Source organism: Paenibacillus sp. UNC451MF, assembly GCF_000686845.1.
GTDB lineage: Bacteria > Bacillota > Bacilli > Paenibacillales > NBRC-103111 > Paenibacillus_S.
On the sequence record NZ_JMLS01000005.1, the window covers coordinates 306,246 to 320,650 of the forward strand.

The 14,405-nt window shown below is 49.6% G+C and carries 11 protein-coding genes; 9 read left to right on the top strand and 2 right to left on the bottom strand.

Features of this window, described 5'->3' with window-relative positions; all coding sequences use genetic code 11:
* Nucleotides 1–290 precede the first annotated feature (290 nt).
* Nucleotides 291–1,196 (bottom strand): DMT family transporter, encoded by a 906-nt coding sequence (locus BP97_RS0110805; protein WP_028549111.1) that lies wholly within the window; start codon nt 1,194–1,196, stop codon nt 291–293.
* A gap of 105 nt (nt 1,197–1,301) precedes the next feature.
* Here BP97_RS0110805 and BP97_RS0110810 point away from each other — a divergent pair, with 105 nt between their 5' ends.
* From BP97_RS0110810 to BP97_RS35920, 9 genes are all read left to right on the top strand, one after another.
* A complete protein-coding gene (locus BP97_RS0110810; RefSeq protein WP_028549112.1) occupies nt 1,302–2,177 on the top strand; it encodes a LysR family transcriptional regulator in 876 nt (291 codons plus the stop codon).
* Nucleotides 2,178–2,505: 328 nt separating this feature from the next.
* On the top strand, nt 2,506–3,513 hold the full coding sequence (locus BP97_RS35910; protein WP_051620500.1) for an ornithine cyclodeaminase family protein: 1,008 nt from the start codon (nt 2,506–2,508) through the stop codon (nt 3,511–3,513).
* 24 nt (nt 3,514–3,537) lie between these two features.
* Nucleotides 3,538–4,770 carry a trans-sulfuration enzyme family protein gene (locus tag BP97_RS35915; RefSeq protein ID WP_051620501.1) on the top strand — a complete coding sequence of 411 codons (1,233 nt, stop codon included), beginning with the start codon at nt 3,538–3,540 and terminating at the stop codon, nt 4,768–4,770.
* Nucleotides 4,771–4,820: 50 nt separating this feature from the next.
* On the top strand, nt 4,821–5,282 hold the full coding sequence (locus tag BP97_RS0110825; RefSeq protein ID WP_036745700.1) for a DUF6917 domain-containing protein: 462 nt from the start codon (nt 4,821–4,823) through the stop codon (nt 5,280–5,282).
* Entirely contained in the window at nt 5,266–5,514 is a 249-nt protein-coding gene (locus BP97_RS0110830; protein WP_028549114.1) for a hypothetical protein, read from the top strand. Before BP97_RS0110825 ends, BP97_RS0110830 begins: the two co-directional genes overlap by 17 nt.
* Nucleotides 5,511–7,343, top strand: a complete 1,833-nt coding sequence (locus BP97_RS0110835; RefSeq protein WP_028549115.1) for a cobalamin B12-binding domain-containing protein — start codon at nt 5,511–5,513, stop codon at nt 7,341–7,343. The genes BP97_RS0110830 and BP97_RS0110835 overlap by 4 nt, the downstream gene beginning before the upstream one ends.
* A gap of 187 nt (nt 7,344–7,530) precedes the next feature.
* Nucleotides 7,531–7,950 carry an HIT family protein gene (locus BP97_RS0110840; protein WP_231506270.1) on the top strand — a complete coding sequence of 140 codons (420 nt, stop codon included), beginning with the start codon at nt 7,531–7,533 and terminating at the stop codon, nt 7,948–7,950.
* A 208-nt stretch (nt 7,951–8,158) separates the two neighbouring features.
* Nucleotides 8,159–9,508 carry an ABC transporter substrate-binding protein gene (locus BP97_RS0110845; RefSeq protein WP_028549117.1) on the top strand — a complete coding sequence of 450 codons (1,350 nt, stop codon included), beginning with the start codon at nt 8,159–8,161 and terminating at the stop codon, nt 9,506–9,508.
* A gap of 246 nt (nt 9,509–9,754) precedes the next feature.
* Nucleotides 9,755–12,724, top strand: coding sequence for an OmpL47-type beta-barrel domain-containing protein (locus BP97_RS35920; protein ID WP_442952358.1), 2,970 nt, complete (start codon nt 9,755–9,757; stop codon nt 12,722–12,724).
* Between the two features lie 91 nt (nt 12,725–12,815).
* On the opposite strand, the gene BP97_RS0110860 is transcribed toward BP97_RS35920, so the two are convergent.
* The gene (locus BP97_RS0110860; RefSeq protein ID WP_028549118.1) at nt 12,816–14,315 is read right to left on the bottom strand and encodes an MDR family MFS transporter; all 1,500 of its coding nucleotides are present in this window, start codon (nt 14,313–14,315) and stop codon (nt 12,816–12,818) included.
* Between the last annotated feature and the right edge of the window lie 90 nt (nt 14,316–14,405).

Sequence of the window (14,405 nt, forward strand, 5' to 3'; positions counted from 1 at the left end):
AAGCCGCTGAAAAGCGGCTTTTTTAGTTGGTGAGAAGCCTTCAGAACCTAAATTCGCTAGTGTACATTTCGGTAGGATATGCCCCTCCAGCCGCTGTTGAAAACCGTAAATTTTCGATTAGAATTAGTGGTATTTTTACGGATTTCAAAGGCGGACGTAAACTCTTCCGAGGCATACCCTACCTACATTTCTGGCGAATTTCTAATAAGGACTCTCATCAAACCAAAAGCCGCCCACGAGGCGGCTTTTTACTATAAAGAGAGGAGTAGGAAGAGAAGAAGTATCTAAGCCTAAGCCGTCTTAAAGTTCTTCTTACTGCGCAAAGCTTTAGGCTTGGAATTCACCAAAACGATACTAAGCAGGATAAGAATAAGTCCTGCGACCAGTGTAACGGTGATTTTTTCACCTAAAAAGAGCACGCTGCAAATAATCGAAATGAGCGGGATAAGGAAGGTAAATGATCCTACTTTGCTTGCTTCACCGGAACCTACAAGCTTGAAGAAGGCAAGCCAGCCAAGAGCAATAACGAAAATAGAAATGAACAATAAGCATACAACGAACGGCAAGTTCCAATGAATATCGGACCAGCTTTCAAAAACGGTGCCAGTACCTGATAACACGATACCGCCGATAAAAATCTGAAGGGCAACGACCCAGATGGCATCTACCTGCCCGGTTGTTTTCTTCATATATAACGTACCTAAGGCCCAACTAATCGCACTGCCGATAGCGAGCCAAATCCCCATAGTCGATATAGGACCGGCAAATCCCCCGCTGCTGATGGCGGCGACCCCGAAGAATCCCAGAACCAAGCCCAGCATCTTCAAACCGAACATAGCTTCTCCAAGCCATAACCAAGAACCTAGACCTAGCAGCACAGGCTGGAAAAACACTAGAGCAGAGAATAGCCCAGCCGGCAAATAGTTCAGTCCAACGGTCTGAAGCCCATAATAAAGGATAATGTTCAGAACGGAAGAGATGAGGTAAATGTGCCATGTTTGCTTTAAGCGCAGCTTTTTATATCTGGGTAACGAGATGAGTACCAGGATCAGCCCACCGATGAATGTCCTTAACCCTGCGAATAGCAATGGCGGTGTGTATTGAAGTGCATATTTGGATAGCGGCCAGTTGATTCCCCATATAATGACGAGAAACGTCAAATAAACGGCAGCCCGTGTACGTGAAAGCTGCGGCATGTAAATCCACTCCTTGTTGTCTTATCTTTTGTCTTTAACCATGATACAATGATTTCTGTAATAAATAAAATGAATGTTAATCATAAGGGGTATACCAAAAACGTTATGACTCATTCTCAACTAAAACTATTAGTCAAAATTGCTGACACCGGAAGCTTTACAAGAGCAGGTCAAGAACTGAATATGACGCAGCCTGCGGTAAGCCGCGCTATTTCTACGCTGGAGGCCGAATTGGGTGTCACCCTCCTTATTCGTGACCGCCGTAAAGGGATTGTACTCACGGAAGTCGGCAAGCGCATCCTTGTTCTTTTCCGTGATATATTGAAAGGCTTTGATAAGGTCGATCAAGAGGTAGCAGCGGAGAAAGGCTTTGAAGTCGGGTTGATCCGTATCGGTTCTTTTCCAGCAGCTTCAGCACATTTTTTACCTAAAATTTTTCGCGTCATTGGCGAGAAGTACCCGCGACTCCGATTCGAGCTTCACGAAGGAAGCATCGATGAGATTAAGGAATGGTTAGCGGCGAGAACGATCGATGTCGGTTGGATTATTCCGCCGAACGATGAGTTTGAAGCCGTTCCCTTACTCAAAGAACGAATGTCATTATTTTTGCGGGAAGATCACCCTTTGCAAAGCCTTGACACCATTCATGTCAAACATCTTGATAATGAACCGATGATCATTTGTAAAGGCGGCTATGAAACTCCAATCTATGAGCTGTTCGAACGAGCTGGCGCTCGGATTCAAGCCAAATTTGTTGTTCACAACGTCAATACGGCTTTAAATATGATTCAAGAAGGTCTTGGGATGGCTATCATGTCCAATGTCTCATTATCACTGTCCTCTTTGCCGCCCAACGTGCGAATCCGCTCTCTGGAGCCGCAGCCTTACAGGGAAATTACATTAGCAGTCCCTTCTCTGGAGGAGTCATCGTTAGCCGTTAAGCTGTTTATTCAAACTGCCAAGGATATCTTTTCCAACTAGTAAAATCTTTAAAATATAAATATCACCCGTACATTCTGTTATCAGCGACACCGAAGCTTCATATGGATAACACGGTGAACCCGCGCGAACTAGTTAAAAGACAGAATTAAGCCGCTTTGTTCTCTCAATGAGGGAACGAAGCGGCTTTTTTGTTGTGGGTTATTGAGTTGGTTCATACGCTTATGAATGCAAACAAGGTTCAGATAATAAAAATAGTCGAAGTAAATGAATGATAGTGATTATCATTATCATAAAATGGGAAAAGCTATAACATAAAGATATGATAATTGTTCTCAGTTATAAAATCAAACCGTTGGGGGATAAGCCAATGCTTTATCTCAATGAATCGGATGTCGCCGCTAGTGGAGGGCATGATTGGATAGCTGCGTTGGAGGATGTAAGGAGAGCTTTCCAGTGCCATGCCCGAGAAGATAGCGTGCTTCCTCCCAAGGTGACGCTGCCGATTCCGTATGCAGAGAAAATAGGGCCCTCCTCAGGGCCTCTTCCGCATTATGTGGCGATGCCCGCCTATTTGGGCGGTAACATCCCTTATGCCGGCTTTAAATGGGTCAGTGTAGGACATCCGTATCAGGTGGATCAACCTGATATTACAGCTGTTATCGTAATCCAATCCCCGGATTCCGGATATCCGGCTGCAATAATGGACGGTACGCTGATTACGGCCATCCGCACGGCTGCTGTAACGGCTGTAGCCGCGCAGGAGCTGGCGCCACCGTACGCAGAGGTGCTTGGGATTATTGGAGCCGGAGCACAGGGAGCCATGCACCTGCGGCTGCTTCCACAGGTTTTGCCGAAGCTTAAGCAAATTCGTCTCTACAATCGGAGCAGGAGTAAAGCTGAGGAGCTGGCCTCTAGAATGAAGAATGAGGTCAAAGCGGAAATTGTAGTGACTGGGCAAGCTCAAGAGGCGGTCGTAGAATCGGATATTTTGGTGACCGCTACGTCTTCCTCAGGAGAGCCGATCGTGCATGGGGAATGGCTGAAGGAAGGAGTTTTGTACGTGCAGGTGGGCAGGCATGAAATTGCCTTCGAAGCCGTACGGCAGTTCGACAAAATCCTTGTCGATGATTGGGAGCAAATCCGACATAGAGGAGTGCAGACGTTGGCTTTAATGGAGCAGGAGGGGGAGTGGCGCTGCTCTTGCCTTCATGGCACGCTTGGCCAGCGGCTGTTAGGGAGGATTGTCGGGCGTGAGTCCGCTTCCGAACGGATTATGTTTAGCAGCATTGGCTTAGGTGTGACGGATCTCGCTATAGCAGCCCGAATTTATGAGCAAGCGACGGCTCGAGGCATCGGACAATGGCTAGCCAGATAATAAAATAGTTAGGAGATAGATGGCATGCTAGGGAAAGAACAACCATCGGCTGAGCCGAGAAGGTTTCATACGGACATCGTGCATGCAGGTGAAGAGACACGTAACCTTTACGGCAGTGTAACGACTCCGATTGTGCAGACCGTCAATTTTTATTTTGAAAGCACGGCTGAGCTGGAGGCATTTTATAGAGAGAAGCATGGATTAAACGATTTGGAAAAGGAAAGATATCCACGGTTCAAATATGGCCGAACGGGGAATCCGACCCAGCAGACCGTGGAGAAAAAGCTGGCCGCACTGGAGGGAGGCGAGGCGGCCTTATTGACCTCAAGCGGCATGAGTGCCGTCAGCACGGCGCTGCTCGACCTGCTATCTGCAGGCGATCATCTGGTGATGGTCGGTGATCCGTATTTTCATATCAAAGAATTCGTCGATCGTTATTTAACGAAATGGAATATTACATCTACCTATGTGCCGATGAATGATTTCACGGCATTGGAACAGGCGATTCAGCCTAACACTAGGATCGTATTTGCAGAAACGCCGACGAACCCGCATATGCGGGTAATGGATATGAAAAAGGCAGTTCAGCTGTGTCGGGAAAAGGGGTTGTATTTCATCGTCGACAGCACCTTTGCCACACCATACAATCTTCGTCCCCTGGAGTATGGAGCCGATCTCGTTATTCATAGTGCGACGAAATTTATTAGTGGTCATAACGATGTCATTGCGGGAGTATTGATCGGGCGGGCTAGTGATATTCACCGCATGCGAGACAGTCTTGAAATTATGGGCGGTACCATTCAACCGATGATGGCCTACTGGGTTACTCGAGGTCTCAAGACGCTGGGGCTTCGAATGGAGAGGCACAATGCGACGGCGCTGCGAGTGGCTCAATTTTTGGATGCACATCCCAAGGTACGCAAGGTGTATTATCCCGGCCTTCCTTCCCATCCGGATTATGCGATCGCTCTATCGCAAATGAGAGGATACGGTGGCGTTGTCACGTTTGAGGTAGATCATCTGGAACAAGCGAGACAAGTGGTTGACGCGATGCGGATTCCTCGGCTCGCTAGCAGCTTGGGGGGCGTGGAAAGTTTGATCAGCGTAACGGCGATGAGCGCGATGGCCTACTTCTTCATGACACAGGAAGAACGGATGGAGCGGGCTATTCCCGATGGGATGATTCGTTTCTCTATCGGTATTGAAGACCCCGACGATATTATAGCCGATTTGGCGCAGGCGCTGGATAAGCTTTGAACTCTGGCAGACGAGGCTGAGGCTGATAGGTGTGACGGGAGGCTGATATGATGGAAAAGGGACAAGATCCTTACACACGCGGACTGATCAATTTCGACCCGTTCGTTGAGAGAAGGCGGATGATCGGTGAGGTGGTCGCCGTTTTAGAGGGGCGGCTGAGCAACAGGGGGCTTGCCTTGATTCATGCCCGTTCAAGAGCATGCCGGAAGCACGATATCCATGAGCTGATCTTGACGGCTGATCCCGAGGCGAAGCCTGGAGTGCAGGTGGATCAGATCGCTTATTTGGCTTTTTTTGAAGTGACGCGGGGAGCCGTGATCGTTGCCGGGGACCGAATAAGGATAGGAGACCGATGGAGCGGTACGGTCGTCGGCTTCGATGAAACGCATGTGCCTAACCATATTAATATTGTAGTAGCTGGAGAAGAAGTGACCGGACGGGAAGCGGGCTTAGGGGTAGGAGACGCGGTTCATATTATACCAGAAGGTGATGAAGATGAACTCAGCTCATGAAGCATTGGAGAGAGTCGTTGATGCCATTGATATCGAGACGTTTATGATATGCGGCAGTGAGCAGGAGGCAGGGCAGCTTATGCTGGAGCTGCTGAATCAAATGGGCTTTCCAAACGGGGACGTGGTGTTTGTTCAGCATGAGGGGCCAGGTGCCCGGGTGAGGGGCCGTGCTTATGTCCATACCCCTGAAGAAGCTCCTCTGCAGATGCTATTGAAGGCGGGAGAAAGATGAGTGTGCAGCGAATATTGCTTGTTCCGCTCGATCCTGTACATGATGTCGGCATCAAGCTGATCCGCAATGGACTTGCGGAAGCAGGGCATGAGACGACGCTTCTGCCCCCTGACCTGACCGTAGATGAGGTTATCGAACGGGCTTTGCAGGGAGATTATGACTGCATATTGCTCAGCCGGACGATGGGCTACGGGGTGATGGAGCTGCTTGCGCGGTTCATCGAGCTTATCAAGTCGGCAGGAATTAGAGACCGCGTCAAGCTCGGTGTCGGGGGCATGGCGATTCGGCCAGAAGTTGTCGATCCGCTAGGCTTTAATGGAAGCTTTGGCCCGGGAACAACGGTAGAGGAGGCCGTTGCCTTCGTAGAGGATAGGCCTGTTAACGAGGCGGTGTCGGGAGCTGTACGGCGGAACAAGCCCCAATTGACTGCTGGATTTTCGTACCGCTATGGAGAGAATCGAATGGGCAGCTTGCTCGACGGCATTGCACGCGAGGCGGTTGACTGGGCTGCGTGCCGTACAACGGCCGCTCTGCAGAGGGCACAGCTTCGCCAGTCCGCCTTCCGGCAGGGAGATCCTGCCGATGGGTTTCGGCTGAGCGGCTCGGCAAAACGCGAATATGCTATGCGCTGCTCGCAGGATATTCGCGATTACTATGCTGCCGGCCATCTGCCCGAACGGGTGCGGCGCATTCGCACCTCCCGATTGGAGGAGGCTGTTTCATTCTGCTTGGCCTCGGCAGGAGGCAAGCAGAGTGTCACGCTGCACCATCAGGGTGCGAAGCCGGTAGTCCTCGTACAATACGGGACCGGATCGCCGCTGATGGATATTACTCATCTCAAGGTGGCGGAGGCTTGGGGGGCGGAAGGTGTCATTCATTTCGATCCGGCTTGGGGAGCGCGGTCGGAGGGGCTGCTCGAGGGCTGCTTATCGTTCCAAGGGGATGGTACGGTCATTACACCGGATAACATTCGGCTGCTTCGTTCCGCCCTATTACCGGAGACCTTGTTCCAGGTAAGGGCGCACCGCGGTCTTAACACGCCCGAGACAGTGGTCATAGCCGGAGAAGCGGGTGCAGACCTAACCAAGATCAATATTGCCTATGGCTCACTTGGCGGAGGTACTGATCCTGAGCGGTTGACAGTCGACGGCATTGCTGCCATGACCTATGCCGCTCAGTACGGGTTGCCTTATGACATTGTAACCAATGAGGAGCTGTGCGGCGTGCCGGCTTACAAAGCATTCGCAGGAATGCTTATCGGCTGTGCATTAGGGAGACTGACCGGAGGCTCTCCGATTCTTCAACCCTTGTTCTGCCATTCTCCAGAAGCAATGCTTAAGGGGAGAATGAGCGATAATTACATCGATTTCAACGCCGCCAAAATTCAGGCGCTGCGGTGCATCATCGACGCGCCGATCTGGCCGGGAGCCCCGTTAGGCTTCATGACCCATACCGAGGATCGGGTGCAATCATCGGTCACTACCTCGCTGCATGCCGCGCTGGCTGCATCGCTACAGGTCGACGCGATGACGATCGCCTCGAGTGACGAAGCATATTCCGGCGGTACGATCTCCGCTCAAGCGAGAGTAGACACGCTTCGCGGAGTGAAGGAAGCGCTCCGCTTCCTGGGGCATGGGCATATAGCACCGACAGCAGCGGCTCAAGGGATGTCCGAGCAGCTGATCGAGCAGATCGAGCGCGTGCTTGAGCAGGTGCGGTCGATCGGCTTTGTCGATTCGCTATATCGCGGTGTGCTGGGAAGCACGGAGGAGGGGGCTTATCCGGGCAGAGCGGGGAAAGGGTCGGTAGAGACTGCCATCCATTACTAGCTTTGCGAAGCTCAATGTGCAGTAGGGGTGTTCACTGTTTTTTCTTGTCGAAGAATATAGCCTTGTGAACAGCCCACCGCCATGCTCGTGCTGCCGACAACTGCCAAAAGAGAATGGACAAACAGGAGGGTGGAGGATTACTATTAAGCAGAGATTGTAAAATCAACCCAAAGGCAGGGGAATTTCAATGACGCAAAGCTGTATTTATTGCACGAAGGACGAACGGATCAACAACCTGATGATCGAAATCGGTCAGCTGCAAGTATCGACATTATTTTTGTTCAGAGAGCAGACGTACCGGGGACGGTGTGTTGTTGCTTTGAACGAACACGAGACGGAGTTTTTCCACCTTTCCCAAGAGAAGCAGGATGCTTATATGCGGGATGTCGCTCAAACAGCACGTGCTATTGAGCAGGCCTTCTCTCCGAACAAAATCAATTATGGTGCTTTCGGTGATACGATGCCTCATGTTCATTTCCACATCGTTCCGAAGTATGAAAATGAGTATACTTGGGGAAAAATGTTCGAGATGAATCCGGCTCCTAACAAGCAGCTTAGCGATTCCGAGTATGAAGAAATCATCGATCTTATCAAAAAGAACTTATAAACCAGCTAACCTAAACCAAAGACACTCTCGGAAGGGTGTCTTTTTTGCACTTCATTTCCCAAAAGAATGAAGATAGGACACGAAGAAGTGTGTTTCGGTTATCGATTTAAGTTAAGTGAGAAGTTATAATCATTTATGAAATCGATTTCATAACGAATCTCGTATGAGACGAAACTCATAGAACGAGAGAATAAGGGGGATTAGTATAGTGCTGCTTAGAAAATGGGGGATCGCTCTGGCTGCGGCTTCGTTCATGGTTCCGACGTTGGCTGCATGCTCGAACTCAAAAGATGAGAAGGCCGCGGAAGCGCCTAAATCGGCTGAGGTCAATTATAATGAGACCGCGACGCTGACTATCGTATCGCAGTTCGGGGACACACAGGAATATTTCGATAAATTGTACGGCAACCGCATCAAGAGAAAGTTTCCCAACGTGACGATCAACTTCATTCCGAGAGGGACCGGGACGGGGATTAATGATCTTGTAGCTGCGGGAACTTACCCGGACATTATGTACGGAAGCTTGTCGGACATCGACGGATTTTTGATCGATAACGGTCTGGCTTACGATATGTCCGAGCTTGTTAAGAAAAATGCATATGATTTAAGCCGGTTTGATCAAGTCCATATTGACAGCATCAAGAATACGAATCCTGATGGCGCCCTTTACGGGCTTCCAATGCCATCTTCTCAAGTTCAAGTGCTATTCTACAATAAAGCTTTATTCGATAAGTTCGGCGTGCCCTATCCGAAGGATGGGATGACCTGGGACGATACGTATGAATTGGCCAAAAAAATGACCAGAACCGATGGCGGAGAGGTTTATCGCGGCTTCAGTTCCTTTATCGGAAGCGTGCTGAGAGACAATCAGCTGTCCTACCCGTATCTGGACCCGAAAGCAGATCAAATGTACGACAATGAGAAATGGAAGCAGCTGCTGTCGAATCTAAGCCGGTTCTATCAAATTCCGAATAATAACCGCGACCCGAAAAAGAAGTCGCAAACCGAAGAATACACAGCATTCCATGCGAAAATGAATGTTGCAATGCAGGTAAACCAGCTGACGCGATATCTGGAATTCCCGAAAGAGCTGAACTGGGATATGGTCACGATTCCTACGTTCAAGGAACTGCCTAATGTGGGCAGCCAATCCGGTGCGTATTACTGGTACATCAGCAACACGAACAAAAACAAGGATCTCTCATTCCATGTCATTTCATACATGCTATCGGATGAAGTTCAGCTCGATATGGCCAAAACGATAGGGTTAGTTCCGTCATTGAAATCGTCGAGCGATATTTTCAAATCGATTGGTCAAGATGTACCAGAGCTCAAAGGGAAAAATATTCAGGCAGTATACAAATATAAGCCGGCGGCTGCGCCTCCGAAGAGAGATAAGGGCTTGATCGGCGCCAACCCGAATGAGCTGAAAAAAATAGTGGAAAAAATATTCGACAGAACGACTTTGGATAACGTTGACATCAATACCGCGTTAAGGGATGCGCAGGAGGAAATGGCCAAACAGGTAGATGCAAAAAAAGCCAATGCGAAGAAATAACTATAAGGACTTGCTCCGGTTTCTAGGGGCAGGTCTTTTTTTGCCTTGGGTAGGGCAGGATAGCTCTAAGCGTAGCCAAGGTTTGCAAAATATGTCGATCATACAGCAGCAATCTGGATCTTTTCTCCTGTTTTTCATTCCGGTATAGTCCTATCCTCCTGACTTCATCAAATATTATCAAATCTTCCAATGCTTTCGTGATAGAATTCAAATTGGTAGTTATATACTTTCTAATAATGGAGGAATATGATGAGTAAACCAATGCATTGGAAAGCAAAGCTGTTGAAAACAACGCTCGCCCTTACTCTCGCATTTCCGCTTCAATCTTTCTTTTTTAGCGGGGGGCAGGAGGCTTTCGCCGAGGGACCTAGTGATCCGGCTCCCTTCATCAACGCGAAGGTTGTCAACGAGAATGCAGGCAAAAAGATCTTGTTCGATAATACGCACGGACAAACAGCCGGCGCTGCGGACTGGGTTATTGACGGCGCTTTTTCCGATTTCGGTAATGCCTTGGCTGACAATGGATACTATGTAAAGGAGCTTCGCAAGTCCAACCCTATCACGGTTGAGGATTTGCAAGGCTACGATGTGTTGGTCATCGGGGAAGCTAATATTCCTTATAAGCAATCGGAACAAGCAGCAATGAAGCAGTATGTTCAAAACGGAGGCAGCATTTTCTTCATCGCCGACCATTATAATGCGGATAGGAACAAAAACCGTTGGGACGCGTCCGAGGTTATGAACGGCTATCGTCGGGGTGCTTGGGAAGACCCTGCCAAGGGCATGAGCGCTGAAGAACGCAATTCTGCCGCCATGCAAGGGGTCGCAAGCTCCGATTGGCTCAATGAAAATTTCGGTGTCAGATTCCGCTATAACGCGCTTGGCGACATCATCACCGATAAGGTTGTGGCACCTGAGCAAGCGCTTGGGATTACTAACGGTGTATCTACTGTAGCTATGCATGCCGGCTCTACAGTTGAAATTTTAGATCCGACCCGGGCCAAAGGAATCGTGTATCTGCCCCAAACGAATGCAGCTTGGCCCAATGCAGTCGATCAAGGCGTATATAATGGCGGAGGCGTAGCCGAAGGCCCTTATGTCGCTATTTCCAAATCCGGCTTAGGTAAAGCCGCATTCATCGGCGACTCCTCTCCTGTTGAGGATGCAACGCCGAAATATTTGCGGGAAGAGAATGGCCAAAGAAAGACAACCTATGACGGCTTCAAGGAGCAAAATGACGGCACGCTGCTCGTTAATATTATTAACTGGCTGAGCAAGAAGGAAAGCTACACCAAGCTGAGCGACGTTAGTGGGCTGCAGCTCGACCAGCCTACGGCATTGCTGCCGTTCGAAGCTCCCGAGGCTTCCACGGAGCCGCAAGCAGAGCCTTGGTCCGCACCGGATGCGGGCTATAGATGGTGGGATGCCTCCAGCTTCAAGGCTGGCTCCTATGGAGGTGCTACAGCCGCACCGAGCGCAGCGTACAGCTTTGTGCATCAGGCGCAGCTTCCGAACGCGCAGCAATTTCAAATCCGCGTTGTAGCGGATAATCTGCCAGCCTACGGGACCGTGTCCGGCTTCAGCGCAGGCATTTATTTAACCGGAGGTACTCAGGTTGCTCAAATTCAAAATGCCGACGGCACTTGGCCGACAGCGTATGGCTATAGTTCCAATTTCAGTGTTACGGCCGACGGTTTAGGCCATGCTTACAAGGATCTCACGGTCCGCATTAAGCCTGATACTAACGGTGCAGCGAGTCTGCGTCTAAGACAAAATGGCAATAACCTCAAGACCGAAGCGGTCACCCTGGCCAATGTGCCTGCCGAGCCGCTTCCGGGAGATAAGCCGCCTGTGCCAGACCAAATCTCGATAGCTGAAGCAAGGGCCAAAGCCGATAATACGCTGGTCACTGTAGAAGGCGTTGTGACTACTGAGCCTGGCGCATTTGGCGGACAAGCCTTTTATCTTCAGGATGCCACCGCCGGGGTGTATGTATTTCAAAGCCAAAGCGGCTTCCACCAAGGAGACAAGGTGAAGGTAACCGCTTCGCTTACCCATTACAACTCGGAGCTCGAGCTGGCTACACCTGTAGCTATCGAGAAGACCGGAACAGCGGAGATTCCGGCAGCGAAGGCAGCCACAGCAGTGAGCGAGGACAATCAGGGTCAGCTCATTGAGCTGTCGAATGTAGTTATTCATAATGTGGTCGCAGCCACGCCAGCCGGCTCATTCGAATTTGATGCGACGGCCGGTTCCGCGACGCATCATGTGCGCGTCGACGGCCGTACGGGCCTTACGCTGGATAAGTTCCCTTATCAGGAGGGGCAAGTCGTGAACGTACGTGGGGTTGCAGCGATTTTCAAAGACACCTACCAGCTGAAGCCTCGCGGTCTGAGCGATTTTACGGCCATCGATATGACGGCTCCAATTACGACAGCAGCATTGTCCGAAACTCCTAACAGCGCTGGTTGGTACCATCAGGATGTGAAGGTTACCTTGTCCGCAGCAGATACCGGCACCGGTGTCGCCTCGACATTGTATAATACGAATGGCGGAGAATGGCTGGGTTATACGGCTCCGCTGATCGTTTCCTCAGAGGGCACGAGCAATCTGCAGTATTATTCTGTCGATGCCGCTGGTAACACGGAAGCTGCTCAATCCCTGCTCATCCGTTTGGATAAAACCGCGCCGATAGTGACCTTGACCCAGTCAGGCCAAACCGTTCACGACGTAACCTATGATGTAGCCTTCACTTTCGAGCTCGTCGCAAAAGACGGATTGTCCGGCGTCGCTTTGCAAAAGCTTCTTTTGGACGGAGTAGAAATCTCTTCAGGCCAAACGCTGCAGGCTAAGCAGCTTGGTCTTGGAACTCATACTGTGAAGTACCGCGTTGAAGATGCTGCAGGGAACATTGCGGAGCAGGACTTCAGCTTCGAAATCTCGTTCAGCACCAGCTTTTCTGCTGTTCATGCATTAATCACACAGCTGGACAAGGGCGGTCACTTCAAGAACAATGGGGAAGCCAAGTCGTTGGATGCGAAGCTGTCCACCGCTGAGAAGCAGTATGAGAAAGGGCATAGGGATCAAGCCATCAAGCATTTGAACGATCTTCAGGACGCAGTGGATAAGGATGCGGACAAAGGAAAAATGACGGCTTCCGCCCAAGAGCAGTTGACCCAACATATTGCTTATTTGCTTCAGTCCATTGCTAAATAAAACAATCTCACTTAAAAGTTCCATTCAATAAAAATTGCGGCAGTCAGAACATCTTATCTGTTCTTGACGGCCGCTTTATTGTTTTGCACCATTATTTGTTGACGGTTTGGGCCAACCTTGCATTCCCTATGGCTAGGCTAGCGAGCAAGCTGACTACCACAAATAAGGCAGCAAGCAAAAAGATATCGTGCAGAGCCCCGCTAAACGCCCTTTGAAGTTCTAGCAATACCGCGTCCGGCATGGTTGCTCTAATGTCTTGATTTAACAATATCTCAGGGTCGGAGAAGGATTGCAGTTGCTCAGACATAACCGAATTCTCTTGGCCCATTCTGTTAGTGATTCCTCTAGCAAGAATTCCTCCCATTACGCTAACGCCAAAGGTACCACCAATGGAACGGAAAAATTGGTTCGAAGATGTAGCCACCCCCCTCTGGTTCCAACCCACGGCATGTTGGGCTGCCGTCCCCAAGGTCGGGAAGATTGCTCCCAATCCCAGCCCGGTAATCAGCATGTAAATCACGATCTGGATTGTGGATGTTTCCATGTTCATCTGAGAGAACAGCAAGAAACCAATCAAAGTTAAGATCAAGCTCGACACCAGGATCACTCGATAGGAAACTATCATCATCCAGCGTCTGCTTCCCATGGTGGTAACAACCGTCGCCAGCATGAGGGGGACTAAGGTGTAACCGGTGACGGAGGCCGACACCCCGATAACTCCTTGTACAAATAGTGGGATGTAAGCGATAGCTCCGAACAAAGCCGCGCTTATAAAGAATCCGGCGATATGGCTGCATGAAATCGTGCGGATTTTAAATAGCTGTAGAGGAATTAGCGGCTCTTGAGCTCTTGCCTCAGCCCAAATGAACGTAATGAGAAATAGGGTACCGATCAAGAATAACCCTAGGATGGGACCGCTATTCCAAGCGTATGAATTGCCTCCCATAACGAGTGCCAAAAGCAAGGATACGACGGCGCCTGTAAAAGTAATTGCACCGAGCCAATCGATGCTTTGTTTGGCAGCGTTAGAACGCTTTTCTTTAAGAGCGAATGCGAGCATAAGAAATGCTGCTAATCCGAATGGAAGGTTGATGAAGAAAATCCAGCTCCAGTTCCAATTGACGAGCATGCCCCCAATGGCTGGTCCACATATACTGGATGCGGCGAACATTGTGCTGAATAATCCCATGAATTTGACCCGCTGCTCCGGCGGGTAAATGTCCGCAATAATGGTAAAGGAGATCGGCATTAACACTCCCGCCCCGAGGCCTTGTATTCCCCTAAAGATGATTAACTCAGGCATCGAAATAGCGTAACCGCACAACAAGGACCCTATTAAGAATAACAACAGACCACATAAAAAAATCCGTTTACGGCCGAATAGATCAGCCAACTTCCCGTAGATCGGCATCATGGTTGTCGAAGCGAGCATATAGACGGAAAATACCCAGCTGTATAACGACATATCTCCTAATTGTTTGGTAATCGTGGGCATTGCCGTAGCTAAGATGGTTTGATCCAATGAGGACAAGATCAAACCGGTTAATAGCCCTGTAGTAATCCATTTTGAATTCCGAGTTTCAATCGACAATATAGTGCACCTCCATTATAATAGACACAGTGTTGTTTTAACGAAGCTGTGTCGATTATATTAAATGCCCTACAAGAAAACGGCAACCAA